The 21,638-nt window shown below is 53.3% G+C and carries 17 protein-coding genes and 3 tRNA genes; 16 read left to right on the top strand and 4 right to left on the bottom strand.

Annotated features, from left to right (window positions below):
* Positions 1–93 precede the first annotated feature (93 nt).
* Positions 94–1,071: an elongation factor P--(R)-beta-lysine ligase gene (epmA, locus tag OGV89_RS16625; RefSeq protein ID WP_016149440.1), complete on the top strand. Its 978-nt coding sequence runs from the start codon at positions 94–96 to the stop codon at positions 1,069–1,071.
* A gap of 214 nt (positions 1,072–1,285) precedes the next feature.
* Positions 1,286–2,788 carry a glutamate/gamma-aminobutyrate family transporter YjeM gene (yjeM, locus tag OGV89_RS16620; RefSeq protein WP_171862390.1) on the top strand — a complete coding sequence of 501 codons (1,503 nt, stop codon included), beginning with the start codon at positions 1,286–1,288 and terminating at the stop codon, positions 2,786–2,788.
* A 136-nt stretch (positions 2,789–2,924) separates the two neighbouring features.
* On the opposite strand, the gene mscM is transcribed toward yjeM, so the two are convergent.
* The 3 genes from mscM to rsgA all read right to left on the bottom strand — a co-directional run bounded on the left by mscM (position 2,925) and on the right by rsgA (position 8,370).
* Positions 2,925–6,239, bottom strand: coding sequence for a miniconductance mechanosensitive channel MscM (gene mscM / locus OGV89_RS16615; protein ID WP_196614780.1), 3,315 nt, complete (start codon positions 6,237–6,239; stop codon positions 2,925–2,927).
* Between the two features lie 17 nt (positions 6,240–6,256).
* Complete coding sequence (asd, locus tag OGV89_RS16610) at positions 6,257–7,225, bottom strand: archaetidylserine decarboxylase (protein WP_003839474.1); 969 nt, start codon at positions 7,223–7,225, stop codon at positions 6,257–6,259.
* A 92-nt stretch (positions 7,226–7,317) separates the two neighbouring features.
* Positions 7,318–8,370, bottom strand: a complete 1,053-nt coding sequence (gene rsgA, locus OGV89_RS16605; protein WP_003025561.1) for a small ribosomal subunit biogenesis GTPase RsgA — start codon at positions 8,368–8,370, stop codon at positions 7,318–7,320.
* Positions 8,371–8,475: 105 nt separating this feature from the next.
* Here rsgA and orn point away from each other — a divergent pair, with 105 nt between their 5' ends.
* The 4 genes from orn to OGV89_RS16585 all read left to right on the top strand — a co-directional run bounded on the left by orn (position 8,476) and on the right by OGV89_RS16585 (position 9,508).
* Positions 8,476–9,021 carry an oligoribonuclease gene (gene orn / locus OGV89_RS16600; protein WP_003839477.1) on the top strand — a complete coding sequence of 182 codons (546 nt, stop codon included), beginning with the start codon at positions 8,476–8,478 and terminating at the stop codon, positions 9,019–9,021.
* Between the two features lie 185 nt (positions 9,022–9,206).
* Positions 9,207–9,282: transfer RNA gene (locus OGV89_RS16595), tRNA-Gly, on the top strand.
* 37 nt (positions 9,283–9,319) lie between these two features.
* A tRNA-Gly gene (locus OGV89_RS16590) sits at positions 9,320–9,395 on the top strand.
* A 37-nt stretch (positions 9,396–9,432) separates the two neighbouring features.
* Positions 9,433–9,508 (top strand) — tRNA-Gly (locus tag OGV89_RS16585).
* A gap of 269 nt (positions 9,509–9,777) precedes the next feature.
* Here the strand turns inward: OGV89_RS16585 and queG are convergent.
* Positions 9,778–10,917: a tRNA epoxyqueuosine(34) reductase QueG gene (gene queG / locus OGV89_RS16580; RefSeq protein WP_044699183.1), complete on the bottom strand. Its 1,140-nt coding sequence runs from the start codon at positions 10,915–10,917 to the stop codon at positions 9,778–9,780.
* On the opposite strand from queG, the gene nnr reads away from it, so the two are divergent.
* The 10 genes from nnr (at position 10,916) to OGV89_RS16530 (ending at position 21,543) form a co-directional block, all read left to right on the top strand.
* Complete coding sequence (gene nnr / locus OGV89_RS16575) at positions 10,916–12,463, top strand: bifunctional ADP-dependent NAD(P)H-hydrate dehydratase/NAD(P)H-hydrate epimerase (protein ID WP_032947889.1); 1,548 nt, start codon at positions 10,916–10,918, stop codon at positions 12,461–12,463. The two genes, queG and nnr, sit on opposite strands and share 2 nt — an antisense overlap.
* On the top strand, positions 12,435–12,896 hold the full coding sequence (tsaE, locus tag OGV89_RS16570) for a tRNA (adenosine(37)-N6)-threonylcarbamoyltransferase complex ATPase subunit type 1 TsaE (protein WP_003025570.1): 462 nt from the start codon (positions 12,435–12,437) through the stop codon (positions 12,894–12,896). Before nnr ends, tsaE begins: the two co-directional genes overlap by 29 nt.
* A gap of 16 nt (positions 12,897–12,912) precedes the next feature.
* Positions 12,913–14,244 (top strand): N-acetylmuramoyl-L-alanine amidase AmiB, encoded by a 1,332-nt coding sequence (gene amiB / locus OGV89_RS16565; RefSeq protein ID WP_016149446.1) that lies wholly within the window; start codon positions 12,913–12,915, stop codon positions 14,242–14,244.
* Positions 14,245–14,253: 9 nt separating this feature from the next.
* Entirely contained in the window at positions 14,254–16,122 is a 1,869-nt protein-coding gene (gene mutL, locus OGV89_RS16560) for a DNA mismatch repair endonuclease MutL (RefSeq protein ID WP_286558968.1), read from the top strand.
* Positions 16,115–17,065, top strand: a complete 951-nt coding sequence (miaA, locus tag OGV89_RS16555; RefSeq protein WP_003839486.1) for a tRNA (adenosine(37)-N6)-dimethylallyltransferase MiaA — start codon at positions 16,115–16,117, stop codon at positions 17,063–17,065. The genes mutL and miaA overlap by 8 nt, the downstream gene beginning before the upstream one ends.
* 84 nt (positions 17,066–17,149) lie before the next feature.
* Positions 17,150–17,458 carry an RNA chaperone Hfq gene (gene hfq / locus OGV89_RS16550; RefSeq protein WP_003025584.1) on the top strand — a complete coding sequence of 103 codons (309 nt, stop codon included), beginning with the start codon at positions 17,150–17,152 and terminating at the stop codon, positions 17,456–17,458.
* Positions 17,459–17,532: 74 nt separating this feature from the next.
* On the top strand, positions 17,533–18,813 hold the full coding sequence (hflX, locus tag OGV89_RS16545; protein WP_003025589.1) for a ribosome rescue GTPase HflX: 1,281 nt from the start codon (positions 17,533–17,535) through the stop codon (positions 18,811–18,813).
* 189 nt (positions 18,814–19,002) lie between these two features.
* Positions 19,003–20,256 carry an FtsH protease activity modulator HflK gene (gene hflK / locus OGV89_RS16540; RefSeq protein ID WP_003025593.1) on the top strand — a complete coding sequence of 418 codons (1,254 nt, stop codon included), beginning with the start codon at positions 19,003–19,005 and terminating at the stop codon, positions 20,254–20,256.
* Between the two features lie 2 nt (positions 20,257–20,258).
* Positions 20,259–21,263 (top strand): protease modulator HflC, encoded by a 1,005-nt coding sequence (gene hflC, locus OGV89_RS16535; RefSeq protein ID WP_003025595.1) that lies wholly within the window; start codon positions 20,259–20,261, stop codon positions 21,261–21,263.
* An 82-nt stretch (positions 21,264–21,345) separates the two neighbouring features.
* On the top strand, positions 21,346–21,543 hold the full coding sequence (locus tag OGV89_RS16530; protein ID WP_003025602.1) for a DUF2065 domain-containing protein: 198 nt from the start codon (positions 21,346–21,348) through the stop codon (positions 21,541–21,543).
* Positions 21,544–21,638: the final 95 nt, after the last annotated feature.

Here is a 21,638-nt window from a genome sequence, read left to right as displayed (position 1 = left end):
AATTGCCAGTGCTGATTACTGCTGCCTGAAATTTGTCTCGTTAGCGCGATACGAGTAGACTTCGTGCCCTTGTCTTAAATCGGAGAAACAACCATGAGCGAAACGGCAACCTGGCAGCCGAGCGCGTCCATCCCCAATCTGTTAAAACGTGCAGCAATTATAGCGGAGATTCGCCGCTTTTTTGCCGATCGTGGCGTGCTTGAGGTTGAGACCCCTTGTATGAGTCAGGCAACGGTAACGGACATCCATCTGTTCCCGTTCGAAACGCGTTTCGTTGGCCCTGGACACTCCCAGGGGATGAATCTCTATTTAATGACCAGCCCTGAATACCATATGAAGCGCCTGCTGGTGGCAGGGTGCGGCCCGGTGTATCAACTGTGCCGCAGCTTCCGTAATGAAGAGATGGGGCGCCATCATAACCCTGAATTCACCATGCTTGAGTGGTATCGTCCGCACTACGATATGTATCGGCTGATGAATGAGGTGGACGATTTGCTTCAGCAGGTGCTGGACTGTTCGCCTGCGGAAAGCCTCTCTTACCAGCAAGCCTTCCAGCGTCATCTGGAGATAGACCCGCTGTCTGCGGATAAAACCCAACTGCGGGAAGTGGCGGCGAAATTGGATCTCAGCAATATCGCCGATACCGAAGAAGACCGGGACACCTTACTGCAGCTGCTGTTTACGATGGGCGTTGAGCCGCATATTGGTAAAGACAAACCGACGTTTGTGTATCATTTCCCGGCCAGCCAGGCATCACTGGCGCAAATCAGTACCGAAGATCACCGCGTGGCTGAACGTTTCGAGGTTTATTACAAAGGTATTGAGCTGGCAAATGGTTTCCATGAATTGACCGACGCGCGTGAACAACAGCAGCGGTTTGAACAGGATAACCGCAAACGTGCCACACGAGGCTTACCGCAGCAACCTATCGATACCAACCTGCTGGAAGCGCTGAAAGTAGGCATGCCGGATTGCTCAGGCGTGGCGCTGGGTGTTGACCGTCTGGTGATGCTGGCGCTGGGCGCAGAAAGCCTGGCTGAGGTTATCGCATTTACCGTCGATCGCGCATAACTTACCCTTCCGCAATACAAAGTGGCGGCTTAATCGCCACTTTGTAGCATATTTTTTCATTTCCCCTCTAATAGCCACAATTTACATCTGGATATTTGATATCGTTTAGGTATCAATTCTGTGTTGATTTTTTTATCGCTGAACTCTGCAAAGAGAGCAGTGCCAACCGGTGAGCGGCGTTTGCTAAACGCTTGCCAGAGTAAGGGATGGTTTAATGACCCAAACAATAAAAAAGATGAGCCTGCCAGGTCTCATTCTCATGATATTTACGTCAGTTTTCGGTTTTGCTAATAGCCCCTCCGCATTCTATTTAATGGGGTATAGTGCAATACCGTGGTATATATTTTCTGCATTATTATTCTTTATTCCATTTGCTTTAATGATGGCGGAAATGGGGTCTGCCTATCGGAAAGAAGAGGGGGGAATCTATTCGTGGATGAATAATAGCGTTGGACCGCGCTATGCCTTTATCGGCACGTTTATGTGGTTTTCTTCTTATGTGATATGGATGGTAAGTACTGCGGCGAAAGTCTGGGTACCTTTTTCAACCTTCTTGTTTGGCGCAGACATGACGCAGCACTGGCGTATTGCAGGGCTTGAGCCTACGCAGGTTGTCGGGCTGCTCGCCGTCGGCTGGATGATCCTGGTGACCTGCGTGGCATCCCGGGGTATTAATAAGATTGCGCGTATTACGGCAGTAGGCGGAATTGCCGTAATGTGTCTTAATTTAGTTCTGTTGTTAGTGAGTGTCGCTATTTTGTTATTAACTGGTGGCCACTTTGCACAGGATATTAATTTTATCTCCTCACCTAATCCCGGATATCAGTCCGGGCTGGCAATGTTGTCATTTGTTGTGTTTGCCATTTTTGCTTATGGCGGAATTGAAGCTGTAGGGGGACTGGTTGATAAAACAGAAAAACCAGAAAAGAACTTTGCTAAAGGCATTGTTTTTGCCGCTATTGTCATTTCTGTTGGTTATTCACTGGCCATCTTTTTATGGGGCGTTAGCACCAACTGGCAGCAGGTATTAAGCAATAGCTCGGTCAACCTCGGCAATATTACTTATATCCTGATGAAGAGCCTCGGGATGACGTTGGGTAATGCGCTGCATCTTTCCCCTGAGACCGCGATGGTGATGGGCGTATGGTTTGCACGTATTACCGGGCTTTCCATGTTCCTTGCCTATACCGGCGCTTTTTTCACCCTCAGCTACTCACCGCTGAAAGCGATTATTCAGGGTACGCCGAAAGCGTTGTGGCCCGCGCCGATGACCAAACTGAATGCCGTAGGGATGCCGACGACGGCAATGTGGTTACAGTGCCTGCTGGTGAGCCTGTTTATCCTGTTGGTTTCATTTGGTGGCGATACGGCTTCAGCGTTCTATAACAAACTGACGCTGATGGCGAACGTATCCATGACGCTGCCGTATCTGTTCCTGGCGCTGGCGTTTCCGTTCTTTAAAGCCCGTCCGGGTCTGGAAAGACCGTTTGTTGTCTTTAAAACCCGAGCGGCGACGCTGCTGGCAACGGGTGTGGTCGTTCTGGTGGTGACGTTTGCCAACGTGTTCACCATCATCCAGCCGGTAATTGAAGCCCGGGACTGGAACAGTGCCTTGTGGATGACCGGCGGCCCGATCTTCTTCTCGCTGCTGGCGATGGCGATTTATGAGAACTATCATCGCCGCGTTGACCGTCAACCGGTTCTGGTGACAGAGTAAACTGGGCCGTTGTAGGCCGGATAAGGCAATGCCGCCATCCGGCAATCAGCATCGAATTGCCTGATGGCGCTACGCTTATCAGGCCTACAAGACCCACACCGTAGCTCGGCGTCACTGCGTTCGGGCTACTCAGGTATTACAAACTTCCCGCCGGGCGACTGCCTCTTCCTGCAGAACTTAATGTTCTCCCTGTTTGCTTACCGCCGAGGTTCTCCAGACGCATCTGGAACGGTGGGAATGGCATATCAATACCATGCTCGCGGAAGCCTGCCAGAATCAGCTGGTGGATTTCATGGCGCAGCGGCATGCGATGCCCCATTTCAGCGGCATAAATACGCAGTTCGAAGATTTGAATTCCTTGTTGCAGGTCAACCAGGAAGACTTCTGGCGCCGGGTTATCGATAACCAGCGAGCAACGATGTGCGGCAGTCAGCAGGATCTGCGTAACCTCCTCGCTGTTAGCCTCCGACGGTGCCGGGATGGTTAACACCACACGGGTAACCGAATCGGATAGCGACCAGTTGATAAACTGTTCGGTGATAAAGGCTTTGTTGGGTACGATGATCTCTTTGCGGTCCCAGTCGCTGATAGTGGTGGCACGGGTATTAATTTTCGTCACGCTACCGGTGAGATCGCGAATTGTAACCGTGTCGCCAATGCGGATTGGCTTTTCAAACAGGATAATCAGGCCGGAAATAAAGTTGGCGAAGATCTCCTGCAAACCAAAGCCCAGACCGACACCGAGAGCCGCCACCAGCCATTGCAGTTTGGACCACTCAATACCGATCATCGAGAAGCCCACCAGGCCGCCAATCAGCATCAGAAGATACTTAGTGATAGTGGTGATGGCGTAACCGGTGCCGGGGGTTAAATCCAGATGTTGCAGTAGCGCCAGCTCCAGCAACGCGGGTAGGTTGCGCACTAGCTGGGTGGTGATGATAAACACCAGAATAGCAATGAGCACCGCGCCCAGCGTTATCGGTTCTAAGCTTTCCACGCCCTGCACCGTGGAGGTGACATCCCACAACGAGATGTTTTCCAGGAAGCCGAAAGCGGAATGAATTTCTGACCACAGCACAATGACCGAGAGCAGGGCGATAAGCATCAGGATAGAACGTACCAGGCGCAGCGATTGCGCGCTGATTGCATCCAGATCCACTTCGCTTTCATCTACATCGATCGTACCTTCAAGGCTGGTTGAATGAGGTGGTTCCTCTTCGCCCCGCGCACGTTGCGCCAGCATTTCGGCGCGTCGATGTTTGGCGCGGTCAAACGCAAGGCGGCGGCGCTGAATTAGCATCCAGCGGCGGATGACGTGATACACCACCAGTAATAAGAACCAAATCGCCACGGATGTTTCCAGACGTGCCAGCAGGGCTTGCGATGTGGCGAGATAACCCACTGCCGCAGCGAGAATGGCAATCAGCGGCGCGCCCATCAGCATATTCCACAGCATACTATTGACCATGTTATCGCTGTTGCCCTCTTTATCGAGGTACAGCGGTATCCCGGCGCGTTTCAGGCTCAGGGTCACGACCGCCAGCGCACCGCAAATCAGAATAAAGCACAGACGTCCCAGTGAGGCGGAGAATTCCCTGTCATTGAGATTATCAAACATAATCACCGCCATGATCAGCGGGACAATCAGTCCGATGCTCATCAGGTAGTAGTGCATGGCTTTCGCGACGCGGTTACGTGGCCAGCCAAAGTGGGCAATGAACAGACCGTTGGGACGCGCAAAGGTGGCGCAAATCATTACCGCCCATAGCATAGGCACCGTGGCGGTAACGCCATCGCCGATAGCAACAGCCAGCGGGTAAGGCCAGGCTTCCTGCAACCCGTAACCGAGCGTTGCCCATAACACCGGCAACGGAGAAGCGACGAGTATTGACCAGAATACCGTGCGTATTGTCAGCCAGAAATGGTCCTGGGTGACTTTCCCGACTCGCGCGGACGAGCGTTCAAGGAAACGGGTGAAGTGCTTGCGCGAAGAGAGGCTAAAGCCAACCAGCACCAACGCCGCGAACAGCGGCAATAGTGTTTCTTTGCTGGTCAGCATCATGACGCTGGCTTTACCCAACTGATTAAACGTATCTAATGAGATCAAACGCCGCAGATCCTGAACGATGTCGACAGGCCAGGAGAGCGAGATGGGACTGACGTCTGACGTCCAGAACAGATAGCGGTGCGTTGCTTCGTTGACCTCTTTTAGCGCATCTTCCAGTTGGCTGTTGGAGACTTTGAGCTTGGTCAGCTCAAGGATCAGCGTATCGCCGCCCTGTAACAATGAGTTCAGCAGCTCGCGCTGGGTGCGTAGCTGAGCGTTGAGAATGCTGCTCTGTTCAGCGGTCAGCGGTTGTCCATCGGCCTGATGAATCTGACGCAGCTGCGGCTGTTTGTTGAGGAGATCTTCATAGCGCATACGGTGCACGCGAAGCTGCGCCATTTCGGTATCCAACTGCTGGGGCTTGGGCATTTCCGGCAGACGGGATACCTGCGCGCGCAGCGCTTCTCCCAGCATATTTGAAACCCCAAGCCACTGAGACTGCTCTCGCAGCGTATTCAAGGCCTGGCGGACCTGCAGCGTTTGGCTGGCAGCCTGACGCTGCTGCGAGGCGACCAGGTCCATACGTTGCGCCTGCTGGTTCAAGGCCTGAGACAGCTCGCGGTTAACCTTGAACTGATCGACAATACCTTCCGGCAGTCCCGCGCTGTTTTCTGCCAGCAGTTCGGTACTTTCCAGCGCTCGCTCAGCTTCACGCTGGCGCTGACTGTTGAGTTGATTGCGCAAAGCCTGCAGGTAAGTGTCGAGTTGTTGACTCTGCTTTTCTGCCAGTTCGGAGCGCATACGCGCCAGTTCCTGACGGTTATTGGCGGAAAGCTGTGCCAGCTCCAGTTCATCGACCAGGGCTTTAAGTTTGGCGGATTCAGCTTGCATCGCCTGATTCTGCGCGGAATTGCCGTTGGCGGTACCAATGCGGCGCTCAAGCTCATTGAGCTGGCGGCGGGCATCGGTTTGCTGTTGAGGAAGCTGGCTTAACGAGTCGGCGATTTCCCGGGCGCGATCCTGCTCCTGCTGGGCCTGACGACTCTTTTCCAACAGTTGGCTGCTAACCTGGAGGATCTCCTGGTTTAATGCATCGGTAGAGAGCCCGGTTGGTACATTGCGCGGTTCATCGCGCAGGTTACTAAGCTGTGCGCGTAACGTTGCGGACAGCTTGGGGAAGTTATCAATAACCTGCTGATATTGCTGTGCGCGCTCGAGAGAGCCTTTCCGCTCCTCAAGGGCATTCAGCGCGGACTGGAGCGCCTCGACGGTTTCTGGCTGAGCGGGTTTTGCCGCTTTTGCCTGCTCCAGTTCCTGGGTGAGTTGTTTGGCATCGGGGGCCGTCGCAGCGTACGCCCCCAGGCTGAGGCACCAGGCCATCAGAAAAGTGATAATCAGGCGCACAGCAGCGATTCCTATGTTTAACTTTCGTCTTTTTTGTCGTCAACCAGCGGGCTGGCGTCGTGTTCTGCTTCGATCTCTTCTTTCGTCAGCGGGGTCGGTTCTGCCTCTGGCGTCACGAAAGTCTCGGTCGAGATGGCCATTGGTTGGCCGATTTTGGTCACGGAAAGATCCTGCAACTGCTCAACCAAGTTAACTTTGCCAGGTGCGAACAGGTTGATGACGGTGGAACCGAGCTTAAAGCGGCCCATTTCCTGACCTTTCAACAGCGCTACCGACCCTTCGCTTTCGCCTTCCGGCCAGGTCCAGCGCTTGATGACGCCTTCACGCGGTGGAGTAATGGTGCCAGCCCATGTGGTTTCAATGCTGCCGACGATAGTCGCGCCGACCAGAATCTGCACCATCGGACCAAATTCGGTATCAAACAAACAGATTACGCGTTCGTTGCGGGCAAACAGGTTCGGTACGTTTTGCGCAGTCAGGATGTTTACAGAGAAGAGATCGCCCGGCACATACATCATTTCACGCAGGATACCGTTACACGGCATGTGTACACGGTGGTAATCGCGTGGAGACAAGTAAGTGGTTACAAACGTACCGTTGCGGAATTTGTCCGCCATCTGATAGTTGCCAGCCAGCAGTGCTTCAAGGGTATAGCTGTGTCCTTTAGCCTGCAGCAATTTGTCTTCTTCGATATTGCCTAACTGGTTGATCACGCCGTCAGCGGGCATGACCAGTACGTTTGGATCGGTATTAATTGGGCGAGCATCGTCGCGCAGCGGGCGAACAAAGAAGTCGTTAAAGGTGCGATAGCTGGCGGTGTCCGGCTTTTGCGCCTCTTTCATATCGACCTTGTAATATTTCACGAACAGATCGATAACCAATTTGGTCAGCCATCCCGCTCGTTTGCTCGCACCCCAACCCGCCAGGCGAGTGAGCCATAGTTTCGGCAGAATGTATTGTAGCGAAAGCTTAAATGAGTTTAACAAGGTAGCCTCCAGGCCATAATTTGTTCCCGATCCGGCATGTGGACCGGATCCTGAAAAAAGGGGGACGATTCTAGCGATGCTTAGCTTAGTTGTCAGTTGTCTGTATCAGAAAAGTTTTTACGCGTTTTTACCTGCGCCATGCTTTCCAGGATGCGGTGATAATTTTCAAACCGGGTTTCGGCTATGGCCCCTTTTTCTACAGCCTCACGGATAGCGCAGCCTGGATCGGTATCATGCTTGCAGTCGCGGTATTTGCAATGGCCCAGGTAGTCATGAAATTCGACAAAGCCATGCGTGATTTGTTCCGGCTCCAGATGCCACAGTCCGAACTCACGTACGCCAGGGGAGTCGATAACGTCGCCGCCGTGCGGGAAGTGATACAGGCGAGAGGCCGTGGTAGTGTGCTGTCCAAGACCGGAGTTGTCGGAGACATCGTTGGTCAGGATCTCTTCCTGCAGGCCGAGAAGATTATTGAGCAGGCTGGATTTACCTACGCCCGACTGACCGGCAAAAATGCTGATGCGATCGGTTAATGCTTCTTCAAGCGGTTTCAGGCCGTCTTTAGTGCGGCTGGATACCATCAACACCCGATAGCCAATGTCGCGATAGATATCCATCTGTTCGTTAACGAAGGCCATGCCTTCATCATCCAGCAGATCGATCTTATTCAGTACGATAATTGGTTCAACATGTAGCGTTTCGCAGGCTACCAGATATCGGTCGATAATATTGAGTGACAGCTCGGGTAAGATGGCTGAGACAATAACGATCTGGTCGATGTTGGCGGCAATAGGTTTTACCCCGTCGTAAAAGTCGGGGCGTGTCAGTACCGAGGTACGATCGTGTACCGCTTCAACGATACCTTTGACATTCACGCCTTCAGCCGCCGCTTTACCCGGGCGCCAGACTACGCGATCGCCAGTAACCAGCGAGCGAATTGTACGGCGGATGTTGCAGCGGTGAATTTCACCGTCAGCAGACTCTACGTCGGCATGCATGCCAAAACGGCTGATAACGATGCCTTCAGCGGTTTCGCCAAACAGGTTGTCGTCGTAGTCGGGCTTCTCCGTGGACGTTTTAAGACGACGCTGGTGATTGGCGTTCACACGGCGCTGTTGGCCTTTGGAGAGTTTATTCTTACTCAATCGGACTGGCTCCTGGTCGCCCATGATGGGCAAAACATTTATGATACACACAATTTTAGATCAATGTAGTCACACTGAATGTGACGCTGAAGGGTGGAAAATAGCATGAGTGCCAATGAAAACAACCTGATTTGGATCGATCTGGAGATGACAGGTCTGGATCCCGAGCGCGATCGCATTATTGAGATCGCCACGCTGGTGACGGATGCCAACCTGAATATTCTGGCAGAAGGACCGACAATTGCGGTGCACCAGTCCGACGAACAACTGGCATTAATGGATGACTGGAACGTACGTACGCACACCGGTAGCGGGCTGGTGGAACGCGTGAAGGCGAGCACCATGGGCGATCGTGAAGCAGAACTGGCCACGCTGGCTTTTTTGAAAGAGTGGGTTCCGGAAGGGAAATCACCTATCTGTGGCAACAGCATTGGTCAGGATCGTCGTTTCCTGTTTAAATACATGCCGGAGCTGGAGGCGTATTTCCATTATCGCTATCTGGACGTCAGCACGCTCAAAGAACTGGCGCGTCGTTGGAAGCCGGAGATCCTGGCTGGCTTCACCAAGCAGGGAACGCATCAGGCGATGGACGACATTCGTGAATCTGTTGCTGAGCTTGCTTACTATCGCGAACATTTTATTAAGCTTTGATTTTGTTCTCCGGTGGCTTGCGTCACCGGCTTTTTGACGCTAAATTGTTCAGCTTGATTGTAAAGTAATCACTTGAACGAATTTTCGAAAAAAACGTATTCAAGGGGGTTGCAGCTAAACGGATTTCTCGTATAATGCGCCTCCCGTAACGACGCAGAAATGCGAATTACGACAGCAACAAATTTGCGGGAATAGCTCAGTTGGTAGAGCACGACCTTGCCAAGGTCGGGGTCGCGAGTTCGAGTCTCGTTTCCCGCTCCAAAATTTGAAAGTGCTTATTAAGCACAGACGCACCCAAGCGGGAATAGCTCAGTTGGTAGAGCACGACCTTGCCAAGGTCGGGGTCGCGAGTTCGAGTCTCGTTTCCCGCTCCAAAATTTGAAAGTGCTTATTAAGCACAGACGCACCCAAGCGGGAATAGCTCAGTTGGTAGAGCACGACCTTGCCAAGGTCGGGGTCGCGAGTTCGAGTCTCGTTTCCCGCTCCAAATTCTTACCTCAATAAAAATATCCACAACGAATAATCGCGTTGGGGACGTTTTGTTTCGTCATTGACATACTCTTGTAAACAGACTTATCCACAGGTTCGGGTATTATTCCTGGAATGCAAAAAGCTTCGCCGGGTAAATAGTATCATTTTAACTAATTGAAATTATTGACTTAATTATCATTTCAAATTGTTAATGCGATCACTTGACGATTTTTTCCTTCTTGAATATCAATGTGTTTTTATTTTTATACACAAGCTGTGGATGACTTAAGCGTCGCGCGGCAGACCCTTCTCAATGACCCTGACCAAACGTTGTTTCTTCGGTAGCTGCACCTCAACTACGCAGGCATTTCGCTTCTCGATTTGCTGAGCAACCGCCCAGTCTATGTGTTCGTCGAGAAGTGGGTGCTCACCTCTGCGACTTTCCAGCGCGAGAATAACAGCGTCATTCCAGGGAGCATTACCCAACGCAACGGCGATATTTCGCAGCCAGCGCAGGTGGCCAATACGACGAATGGCAGACCCCTCCGTGACTTTTAAAAACCACGCTTCGCTCCAGCTAAACAGCTCTATTAACTCCGGAGCATGAAGCTGCTTGCGCGGGTTGAAGTCATCCTCTGTCGTCAACTGTGAATAGCGGTTCCACGGGCAAATGAGCTGGCAATCATCGCAGCCGTAAATTCGATTCCCCAACAATGGACGAAACTCTTCCGGTATCGGGCCTTCCAGTTCGATAGTGAGATAAGAGATACAGCGGCGCGCATCTACGGTGTAGGGTTCAACGATGGCCCCGGTGGGACAGATTGTCATGCAGGCGACGCATTTCCCGCATCCTTCTTCTGCTGGTTGGTCGACCGGCAAGGGCAAATCGATCAGTAATTCCCCGAGGAAGAAAAATGAACCGGCTTCGCGATTGAGGATTAGTGAGTGCTTACCTGTCCAGCCAAGCCCGGCTTTTTCCGCCAAAGGACGCTCAAGAATGGGCGCAGAATCGACAAAAGGTCTAAAATTCAGCGAAACGCAGTGCTGTTGAATCATCTCTCCCAGCTTTTTTAAGCGGTTACGTAGCAGCTTATGGTAGTCGCGGCCAAGCGCGTAACGGCTGACGTAACCCAGAGAAGGGTTCTTCAACGTGCTGGCAAAGGCCGCTTTGGCAGGAAGATAGTTCATACGTACGCAGATGACACGTAGCGTACCGGGCAACAATTCGTGGGGGCGGGCGCGCATCATGCCGTGACGGGCCATCCAGTCCATCTCGCCGTGGTATTGTTTATCCAGCCAGGCCTGCAGTTTGGGCTCTGCTTCGCTGAGGTCGGTATCGGCAATACCGACCTGCTGAAAGCCAAGCTCCAGCCCCCACTGCTTAATATTTTGCGCTAACTGATTGAGATCGAGGGGCTCTGACATGACGGACCATACAATGAAGAAAAACCCCGCAAGTATACCACACTCCATCTGGCACGCCGATGATATCAGGCGGATGGAGCGAGAGGCGGCAGACAGTTTAGGGCTGACGTTGTATGAGCTGATGCAACGGGCGGGAGAGGCGGCGTTTCAGGTCACCCGTGAGGCTTACCCGAACGCCCAACACTGGCTGGTGCTATGTGGTCACGGCAACAACGGCGGTGATGGTTACGTGGTGGCAAGACTTGCCAAAGCGCAGGGTTTTAATGTTACGTTGCTGGCGCACGAGAGTGATAAACCGCTCCCCGAGGAAGCGCAGCAGGCGCACGACGCCTGGCTTAACGCCGGTGGCGTTATTCATGCTGCTGATATTAACTGGCCAGACAGTGTGGACGTCATTATCGACGCGCTGTCAGGTACTGGCTTAAAAAACGCGCCGCGTGAACCTCTCCCGGCGTTGATCGAACGTGCCAATAGCCACCCAGCCCCTACAATTGCAATCGACATTCCCTCCGGCCTGCTTGCGCAGACGGGGGCGACGCCGGGGGCAGTCATCAACGCTGCGCATACCGTTACCTTTATTGCGCTCAAGCCAGGTCTGCTCACCGGTAAAGCACGCGATGTCACCGGACGTCTGCATGTTAACGCACTCGGGCTGGACGACTGGCTGGCGGGGCAGAACGCGCCGCTGCAACGTTTTGATGCTCAACAGCTTGCGCACTGGCTAACGCCGCGTAGGCCCACCTCACACAAAGGCTCCCACGGTCGGCTGGTGATTATCGGCGGCGACCACGGCACGGCAGGTGCAATACGTATGGCCGGTGAAGCGGCGTTGCGTGCGGGAGCCGGGCTGGTCAAAGTATTGACGCGCAGTGAGAACATTGCGCCTGTTCTGACTGCCAGACCAGAACTGATGGTCGATGCGCTGACGCCGCAGACTCTGGAAGAGAGCCTGGCATGGGCGGATGTTGTGGTGATAGGACCAGGGCTTGGTCAGCAGGAGTGGGGCAAAAAAGCGCTGCAAAAAGTGGAGAATTTTCGCAAACCGATGCTCTGGGATGCGGATGCGCTGAACCTGCTGGCAATCAACCCCGATAAACGTCACAATCGCGTGATCACGCCGCATCCAGGTGAAGCCGCGCGACTGCTGGGCTGTTCCATTGCAGAAATTGAAGACGATCGCTTACTTTGCGCACAACGTCTGGTAAAACGGTACGGAGGCGTGGTAGTGCTGAAAGGCGCGGGTACGGTTGTTGCTGCTGAACAAGCTGAGTTAGGTATTATTGATACAGGCAATGCAGGGATGGCCAGCGGCGGAATGGGAGATGTGCTTTCCGGTATTATTGGCGCATTGCTCGGACAGAAGCTTACCCCGTATGATGCAGCATGTGCGGGATGTGTTGCGCACGGAGCGGCGGCGGATGTGCTGGCGGCGCGTTTTGGTACGCGCGGCATGCTGGCGACAGATCTCTTTACCACGCTACAGCGTATTGTTAACCCTGATGTGATTGACGTTTATCATGATGAATCGAGTAATTCCACTACCTGATGAGCAGGCAACTTTAGACCTGGGACTGCGGGTAGCCAAAGCCTGTGACGGCGCGACGGTTATATATTTGTACGGCGACCTGGGGGCGGGTAAAACCACTTTCAGCCGGGGATTTCTGCAGGCGTTAGGTCATAAAGGTAATGTAAAAAGCCCCACCTACACGCTGGTTGAACCCTATTCACTCGATAACTTGATGGTATATCACTTCGATTTATACCGACTTGCGGACCCGGAGGAGCTGGAATTTATGGGGATCCGCGATTATTTTGCCAATGATGCCATCTGCCTGGTGGAATGGCCGCAACAAGGTAAAGGTGTACTGCCAGACCCGGACGTCGAAATACACATTGAATATCAGGCGCAAGGTCGAGAGGCGCGCGTAAGCGCAGTCTCCTCATCGGGTGAATTATTGCTGGCGCGTTTAGCCGAATAACCTTAAGGGTGGCGGGATGATTTATCGCATCAGAAACTGGCTGATGGCAACCCTGGTCCTGCTGTGCGCGCAGGCAGGGGCCGCCAGCCTCTCCGATCTTCAGGTTTCCAATGGCAATCAACAGGCGCGGATTACGCTGAGCTTTATTGGCGAGCCTGAATACGCCGTGAGCCAGGACGGGAAACGCACCGTCGCGCTGGATATAAAACAAACCGGAGTGATTCAGGGATTACCGCTGCTGTTTAGCGGCAATAATCTGGTGAAATCTATCCGCTCCGGCACGCCAAAAGATGCGCAGTCCTTGCGTCTGGTGGTGGATTTAACCGAGAACGGCAAGGCCGAAGCCGTTAAACGCCAGAACGGCGGCAATTATACCGTTGTGTTTACCATCAAAGCGGATGCGCCACCACCGCCGCCTCCACCTCCCGTGGTTGTTAAGCGTGTTGAAACGCCGGTTGTCGCCCCTCGTCCTGCCGAGCCTGCGCGTAACCCGTTTAAAGCAGAGAACGATCGCACCACGATGGTGACCAACAGTAATACCTCCACACGACCTGCGGCGCGCGCCAGCACCGGCAGCGGTGAAAAAGTGGTTATTGCCATTGATGCCGGACACGGCGGGCAGGATCCGGGGGCGATTGGCCCTGGCGGCACGCGTGAGAAAAACGTCACGATTGCCGTGGCGCGTAAACTGCGCAGCTTGCTCAATGATGACCCAATGTTTAAAGGCGTACTCACCCGTGATGGCGATTACTTTATCTCGGTGATGGGGCGTTCAGACGTCGCACGTAAACAAAACGCCAATTTCCTGGTTTCTATTCACGCGGATGCCGCGCCAAACCGTGATGCCACAGGTGCTTCCGTTTGGGTGTTGTCGAACCGTCGGGCGAACAGTGAGATGGCCGGCTGGCTGGAACAGCATGAAAAACAATCGGAGCTGTTGGGCGGCGCGGGCGATGTGCTGGCAAACAGCCAGTCCGATCCTTATCTCAGCCAGGCCGTACTGGATCTGCAGTTCGGTCATTCGCAGCGCGTCGGGTATGATGTGGCGACCAGCATGATCGGCCAGTTAGAACGTATTGGTTCGATGCATAAGCGCCGTCCGGAACACGCCAGTCTTGGCGTACTGCGTTCGCCTGATATCCCGTCTGTGCTGGTTGAAACTGGCTTTATCAGTAACAACAGCGAAGAACGTCTGTTGGCGAGCGATGATTACCAGCAGCAACTGGCTGAGGCGATATACAAAGGATTGCGTAACTATTTCCAGGCGCACCCGATGCAAACCGGACCGCAGGGCGCGCCGGCGCAAACCGCCAGCGCCATATCGCCGGGTAACACGTTAACAAATTAAGGATTAGCCATGCCGATTCAGGTTCTACCGCCACAGCTGGCGAACCAGATTGCCGCAGGCGAGGTGGTAGAACGGCCTGCGTCAGTGGTGAAAGAGCTGGTGGAAAACAGCATCGATGCCGGTGCGACGCGCATTGATATCGATATTGAGCGCGGCGGCGCGAAGCTTATCCGTATTCGTGACAACGGCTGCGGGATTAAAAAAGACGAGCTGGCGCTGGCGCTGGCGCGTCATGCCACCAGTAAAATAGCCTCGCTTGACGATCTTGAGGCCATCGTGAGCCTCGGATTTCGTGGCGAAGCGCTGGCAAGTATCAGCTCCGTGTCTCGTTTAACCCTGACATCGCGTACACAAGAGCAGCCTGAGGCCTGGCAAGCCTATGCTGAAGGGCGCGACATGGATGTGACGGTAAAACCTGCTGCGCATCCAGTGGGAACCACACTGGAGGTGTTAGATCTGTTCTACAACACCCCGGCGCGGCGCAAATTTATGCGCACCGAGAAAACTGAATTTAATCATATCGACGAGATTATTCGCCGCATTGCGCTGGCGCGTTTTGATGTGACGATTAATTTGTCTCACAACGGCAAAGTGGTGCGTCAGTACCGGGCAGTGGCCGCGGATGGGCAGAAAGAGCGCCGGCTGGGCGCGATTTGCGGCACGCCGTTTCTGGAGAATGCGCTGGCGATTGAATGGCAGCATGGTGATTTGACGCTGCGCGGCTGGGTGGCCGATCCTAACCACACAACGGCGGCACTGGCAGAAATACAGTACTGTTATGTGAATGGTCGGATGATGCGAGATCGGCTGATCAACCATGCTATCCGCCAGGCCTGTGAAGATAAGCTGGGAGCCGATCAACAACCCGCTTTTGTGCTGTATCTGGAAATCGATCCGCATCAAGTGGATGTCAACGTACACCCAGCTAAACATGAGGTCCGTTTCCATCAATCCCGCCTGGTGCACGATTTTATTTACCAGGGCGTGTTGAGCGTCCTGCAACAGCAGCTTGAAACGCCGCTGCCGTTGGCTGATGACGACGAACCCGCTCCAAGGCACATCCCGGAAAACCGCGTTGCTGCCGGACGTAACCATTTTGCCGAGCCAGCTCCCGCGCGTGAACCTGCGACACCGCGGTACTCAGCATCCGCTGGCGCTGGAAACAGCAGTAGTGGCGCAGGCCGTCAGGCGGGGGCCAGTTGGCCTCATGCCCAACCCGGATACCAAAAGCAGCAGGGCGAAATTTATCAGAAACTGATGCAGACGGCTCCAACGCGTAAAACGCCGGTCTCTGAAACATCATCGGTACCTCTGAGTGGCAGTAGTCAGGGCTTTGGCCGGGTGCTAACGATTGTCGGTGCAGACTGCGCGTTACTCGAGTGCGATGGCCATATTCGGTTGCTGGCATTACCGGTGGCTGAGCGTTGGCTGCGTCAGGCGCAATTAACGCCGGACCAGGGGACCGTTTGCGCCCAGCCGTTGCTGATCCCTTTACGTTTAAAAGTCAACGCCGATGAAAAAGCGGCGCTGCAAAAAGGACAGAGCCAACTGGCTGAGCTGGGCATTGAATTTCAACTGGATGCGCAGCATGTGACCATCCGGGCGGTGCCTTTACCCTTACGCCAACAAAATTTACAAATCTTGATTCCTGAACTGATAGGCTACCTGGCGCAGCAATCCGTATTCGAGCCGGGCAATATTGCGCAGTGGATCGCACGTAACCTGATTAGCGAGCATCCACAGTGGAGTATGGCACAGGCGATTACGCTGTTAGCGGATGTTGAGCGGCTCTGCCCACAACTCGTGAAGGCACCGCCGGGTGGTCTGTTACAACCTGTTGATTTACATTCGGTAATGAATGCCCTGAAACATGAGTGATACCCGTAAGGCGAGCCTGCCAAAGGCGATTTTTTTGATGGGGCCAACGGCCTCCGGTAAAACGGCACTCGCAATTGAATTGCGTAAAGTTTTGCCCATAGAGTTGATAAGCGTTGATTCCGCCCTTATTTACAAGGGAATGGATATCGGTACAGCAAAGCCCGATGCAGATGAATTACAGGCCGCGCCGCACCGATTACTGGATATTCGCGATCCGTCGCAAGCGTACTCCGCTGCGGATTTTCGTCGCGATGCGTTAGCCGAGATGGCCGACATCACCGCCGCGGGGCGTATCCCGTTGCTGGTGGGCGGCACAATGTTATATTTCAAAGCCTTGCTTGAAGGGCTGTCGCCGTTACCGTCGGCGGACCCGGAAGTCAGGGCCAGAATTGAGCAGCAGGCGGCAGAGCAGGGTTGGGACGCGTTACACCGACAGCTTCAGGACATCGATCCGGTGGCTGCGGCGCGTATTCATCCAAATGATCCGCAAAGACTTTCCCGGGCACTGGAAGTTTTTTTCATTTCGGGTAAAACTTTAACGGAGCTGACGCAAACGTCAGGAGATGCTTTGCCGTATCAGGTGCATCAGTTTGCAATCGCCCCGGCGAGCCGTGAACTGCTCCATCAGCGAATTGAGCAGCGTTTTCATCAGATGTTAGCTTCAGGTTTTGAAGCAGAAGTCCGGGCGCTTTTTGCCCGTGGAGATTTGCATACGGATTTGCCTTCCATTCGTTGTGTAGGGTATCGCCAGATGTGGTCATACATTGAAGGTGAAATTTCATACGATGAAATGGTTTATAGAGGTGTTTGCGCCACGAGGCAGTTGGCGAAGCGACAGGTAACCTGGTTGCGTGGTTGGGAAGGGGTGCACTGGCTTGACAGTGAAAAGCCTGACCAGGCGCGAAACGAAGTATTACAGGTTGTTGGTGCTATCGCGAACTGAATGTGTACAATTGAAACGTATCGTGCGCAATTTTTCAGAATCGAAAGGTTCAAAGTACAAATAAGCATATAAGGAAAAGAGAGAATGGCTAAGGGGCAATCTTTACAAGATCCGTTCCTGAACGCATTGCGTCGGGAACGTGTTCCAGTTTCTATTTATTTGGTGAATGGTATTAAGCTGCAAGGTCAAATCGAGTCTTTTGATCAGTTCGTGATCCTGTTGAAAAACACGGTCAGCCAGATGGTTTATAAGCACGCGATTTCTACTGTTGTCCCGTCTCGTCCGGTTTCTCATCACAGCAATAATGCCACCGGCGGCACTGGCAGCAACTACCATCACGGTAGCAACGCGCAAGGTTCATCTGCGCAACAGGACAGCGAAGAAACCGAATAAGGTTATTAGCTGTTTTACATACGGGGAGCCAGCGATCCTGCGTTCCCCGTTGATTTATATTAAGGGGTTGACGCTTGTTTGACCGTTATGATGCCGGTGAGCAGGCGGTACTGGTACACATCTATTTTTCGCAAGACAAAGATATGGAAGACCTCCAGGAGTTTGAATCTCTGGTTTCTTCCGCCGGTGTCGAAGCAATGCAGGTGATTACCGGGAGCCGTAAAGCACCGCACCCGAAGTATTTTGTTGGTGAAGGTAAGGCAATCGAAATTGCCGAAGCCGTAAAAGCGACTGGCGCTGCGGTGGTGATTTTTGATCATGCTCTGAGCCCCGCCCAGGAACGTAACCTGGAACAGTTGTGCCAGTGTCTTGTTATCGACAGGACCGGTCTTATTTTAGATATTTTTGCCCAGCGTGCGCGCACCCATGAGGGTAAGTTGCAGGTTGAGCTGGCGCAGTTGCGCCATATGGCTACGCGTCTGGTCCGTGGCTGGACCCACCTTGAAAGGCAAAAGGGCGGGATTGGTTTGCGTGGTCCGGGTGAAACCCAGCTCGAAACCGACCGTCGTTTGCTGCGTAATCGCATTTTGCAAATACAGTCGCGCCTGGAAAAAGTTGAAAAGCAACGTGAGCAGGGGCGGCAGTCGCGCAAGAAAGCGGATGTCCCAACCGTATCACTGGTGGGATATACCAACGCCGGAAAATCCACCCTGTTCAACCAGATCACCGAAGCCCGGGTTTATGCAGCGGACCAGCTGTTTGCGACCCTGGACCCAACGCTGCGCCGCATAGACGTGGCGGACGTGGGTGAGACCGTGCTGGCGGATACCGTAGGGTTTATCCGCCATTTGCCGCACGACCTGGTGGCGGCATTTAAAGCCACCTTGCAGGAAACACGTCAGGCGACATTGCTGCTGCACGTTATTGATGCTGCAGATTTTCGTGTGCAGGAAAACATCGAGGCAGTCGACACGGTGCTCGAAGAGATCGATGCACATGAGATCCCGACCCTGCTGGTGATGAATAAAATCGATATGTTGGATGACTTTGAGCCGCGTATCGATAGAGATGAAGAGAATAAACCCATTCGCGTTTGGGTATCAGCGCAAACGGGGATTGGTATACCACAACTTTTTCAGGCTTTGACTGAGCGACTTTCCGGTGAGGTGGCGCAGCATACGTTGCGTTTGCCGCCGCAGGAAGGGCGTTTGAGAAGCCGGTTTTATCAACTTCAGGCAATAGAAAAAGAGTGGATGGAGGAAGACGGCAGCGTAGGTCTGCAGGTTCGTATGCCGATCGTAGACTGGCGTCGCCTCTGTAAACAAGAACCGGCACTGGAAGACTATGTTGTCTGATCTGACGGATATGGCCTGAAGATTTTTTCGCCTCTATACCTTGTGGATTTTGTGCGGCAGGAAGGCGGCAAGTCCTGAAATCTCCAGGAGCATAGTCAACTATGTGACTGGAGTTGAGGGACGCAGCCAACGCATCGGCAGCGCAAAAGACGCAGGTATAGCATCGCATAACAAATATGGAGCACAAAAATGGCGTGGAATCAGCCCGGTAATAACGGACAAGACCGCGACCCCTGGGGAAGCAGCAAACCTGGCGGCAACCCTGAGGGAAATGGAAACAAAGGTGGTCGCGAGCAGGGACCTCCCGATCTGGACGATATCTTCCGCAAACTGAGTAAAAAGCTCGGTGGTCTGGGTGGCGGTAAAGGTACTGGTTCTGGCGGCGGTAGTTCATCTCAAGGCCCGCGTCCGCAACTGGGCGGTCGAGTCTTTACTATCGCAGCGGCCGCCATCGTCATTATCTGGGCGGCTAGCGGTTTCTATACCATTAAAGAAGCGGAACGTGGCGTGGTGACACGCTTCGGTAAATTCAGCCATTTGGTTGAACCGGGTCTGAACTGGAAACCGACCTTTATCGATGAAGTGACACCGGTCAACGTTGAAGCCGTGCGTGAACTTGCCGCATCCGGCGTTATGCTGACCTCTGACGAAAACGTCGTGCGCGTCGAAATGAACGTACAGTACCGCGTGACCGATCCGCAGCGTTACCTGTTTAGCGTAACCAGTGCGGATGACAGTCTGCGTCAGGCAACTGACAGCGCCCTGCGTGGGGTTATCGGTAAATACACCATGGACCGTATCCTGACCGAAGGGCGTACCGTTATTCGTAGCGATACCCAGCGTGAACTGGAAGAAACGATCCGTCCGTACAACATGGGTATCACCTTGCTGGACGTCAACTTCCAGGCAGCACGTCCGCCGGAAGAAGTAAAAGCCGCGTTTGACGATGCTATCGCAGCACGTGAAAACGAACAGCAGTACATCCGTGAAGCAGAAGCGTACACCAACGAAGTTCAGCCGCGTGCAAACGGTCAGGCTCAGCGTATTCTGGAAGAAGCGCGTGCGTATAAGACTCAGACCATCCTGGAAGCACAGGGTGAAGTGGCTCGCTTCGCAAAAATTCTGCCGGAATATAAAGCCGCACCGCAAATTACCCGCGAGCGTCTGTATATCGAAACCATGGAAAAAGTGCTGAGCAATACCCGCAAAGTCCTGGTTAACGATAAAGGCAGCAATCTGATGGTTCTGCCGCTGGATCAAATGCTGAAAGGTGGTAGTGCGCCAGCAGCAAAGACTGACAGCAGTTCAAACCTGTTGCGTCTGCCGCCAGCAACGACTTCCAGCACTGGAGCAAGCAATACATCGTCCACCAGTCAGGGCGATATTATGGACCAACGCCGCGCGAATGCGCAGCGTAACGACTACCAGCGTCAGGGGGAATAACGATGCGTAAGTCAGTTATTGCGATTATCATCATCGTTCTGGTAGTTCTGTTCATGTCTGTCTTTGTGGTCAAAGAAGGCGAGCGCGGTATTACTCTGCGCTTTGGTAAAGTTCTGCGTGACGATGAAAACAAGCCGCTGGTCGTTGCACCAGGCCTGCACTTCAAGATTCCGTTTATTGAATCTGTGAAGATGCTCGATGCGCGTATTCAGACCATGGACAACCAGGCCGATCGCTTTGTTACCAAAGAGAAGAAAGACCTGATTGTTGACTCCTATATCAAGTGGCGCATCAGTGACTTTAGCCGTTACTACCTGGCAACGGGCGGTGGCGATGTTTCTCAGGCGGAAGTCCTGCTGAAACGTAAGTTCTCTGACCGTCTGCGTTCTGAAATTGGTCGTCTGGACGTGAAGGACATCGTTACCGATTCCCGTGGTCGTTTGACCCTGGAAGTTCGTGACGCGCTGAACTCCGGTTCTGCTGGCACGGAAGATGAAGTGGCGACTCCGGCAGCAGATAGCGCGATTGCCGAAGCGGCTGAACGTGTTCAGGCTGAAACGAACGGTAAAGTACCGGTCATTAACCCGAACAGTATGGCGGCATTGGGCATCGAAGTGGTTGACGTGCGTATTAAGCAAATCAACCTGCCTGCTGAAGTGTCCGAGGCTATCTACAACCGTATGCGCGCTGAGCGTGAAGCGGTAGCGCGTCGCCATCGTTCACAAGGCCAGGAAGAGGCGGAAAAACTGCGTGCAACGGCGGACTATGAAGTCACTAAAACGCTGGCAGAATCTGAGCGTCAGGGCCGTATCATGCGCGGTGAAGGCGATGCAGAAGCCGCTAAGCTGTTTGCCGATGCATTTAGTCAGGATCCAGACTTCTACGCCTTCATCCGTAGCCTGCGTGCTTACGAGAAGAGCTTCGAAGGCAACCAGGACGTGATGGTCATGAGTCCGGACAGCGATTTCTTCCGCTACATGAAGACACCGAGTTCCGCGACACGCTAATCGCGTTCCAGCGGTTTTAAAGCAGCAAAACCACCGGCATCTCCAGGGATGCGGTGGTTTTCTTTTTATATAAGGGCGATGGATGAATTCAACAATTTTGCTGGCGCTCGCGCTGGTTTTGGTGCTGGAAGGGCTGGGTCCGATGCTTTATCCCAGCGCATGGAAGAAAATGATCTCTGCAATGGCGCAACTTCCCGAAAATATTTTGCGTCGTTTTGGTGGAGGTCTTGTGGTTGCGGGCGTAGTGGTCTACTACATGTTGAGGAAAACGATTGGCTGATTAATAAGTAGACTAATTTGCGGATTTTCGCATGCAAAAAGTGCTGTATATCTGAAAAAGCGGTGGTAGAATCCATTTTTAAGCAAACGGTGATT

Source organism: Citrobacter sp. Cf125 (assembly GCF_030333935.1).
Lineage (GTDB): Bacteria > Pseudomonadota > Gammaproteobacteria > Enterobacterales > Enterobacteriaceae > Citrobacter > Citrobacter freundii.
Note: the sequence above shows the minus strand (reverse complement) of the source record. Positions and strands in the feature narration are given on the sequence as shown.

Excerpts from the sequence above, each read along its gene's own strand:
- orn (WP_003839477.1), top strand. The coding sequence starts at position 8,476 with ATGAGTGCCAATGAAAACAACCTGATTTGGATCGATCTGGAGATGACA.
- OGV89_RS16530 (WP_003025602.1), top strand. The coding sequence starts at position 21,346 with ATGAATTCAACAATTTTGCTGGCGCTCGCGCTGGTTTTGGTGCTGGAA.
- amiB (WP_016149446.1), top strand. The coding sequence starts at position 12,913 with ATGATTTATCGCATCAGAAACTGGCTGATGGCAACCCTGGTCCTGCTG.
- yjeM (WP_171862390.1), top strand. The coding sequence starts at position 1,286 with ATGACCCAAACAATAAAAAAGATGAGCCTGCCAGGTCTCATTCTCATG.
- hflK (WP_003025593.1), top strand. The coding sequence starts at position 19,003 with ATGGCGTGGAATCAGCCCGGTAATAACGGACAAGACCGCGACCCCTGG.
- hfq (WP_003025584.1), top strand. The coding sequence starts at position 17,150 with ATGGCTAAGGGGCAATCTTTACAAGATCCGTTCCTGAACGCATTGCGT.
- queG (WP_044699183.1), bottom strand. The coding sequence starts at position 10,917 with ATGTCAGAGCCCCTCGATCTCAATCAGTTAGCGCAAAATATTAAGCAG.
- mutL (WP_286558968.1), top strand. The coding sequence starts at position 14,254 with ATGCCGATTCAGGTTCTACCGCCACAGCTGGCGAACCAGATTGCCGCA.
- hflC (WP_003025595.1), top strand. The coding sequence starts at position 20,259 with ATGCGTAAGTCAGTTATTGCGATTATCATCATCGTTCTGGTAGTTCTG.
- epmA (WP_016149440.1), top strand. The coding sequence starts at position 94 with ATGAGCGAAACGGCAACCTGGCAGCCGAGCGCGTCCATCCCCAATCTG.
- tsaE (WP_003025570.1), top strand. The coding sequence starts at position 12,435 with ATGATGAATCGAGTAATTCCACTACCTGATGAGCAGGCAACTTTAGAC.
- nnr (WP_032947889.1), top strand. The coding sequence starts at position 10,916 with ATGACGGACCATACAATGAAGAAAAACCCCGCAAGTATACCACACTCC.
- miaA (WP_003839486.1), top strand. The coding sequence starts at position 16,115 with ATGAGTGATACCCGTAAGGCGAGCCTGCCAAAGGCGATTTTTTTGATG.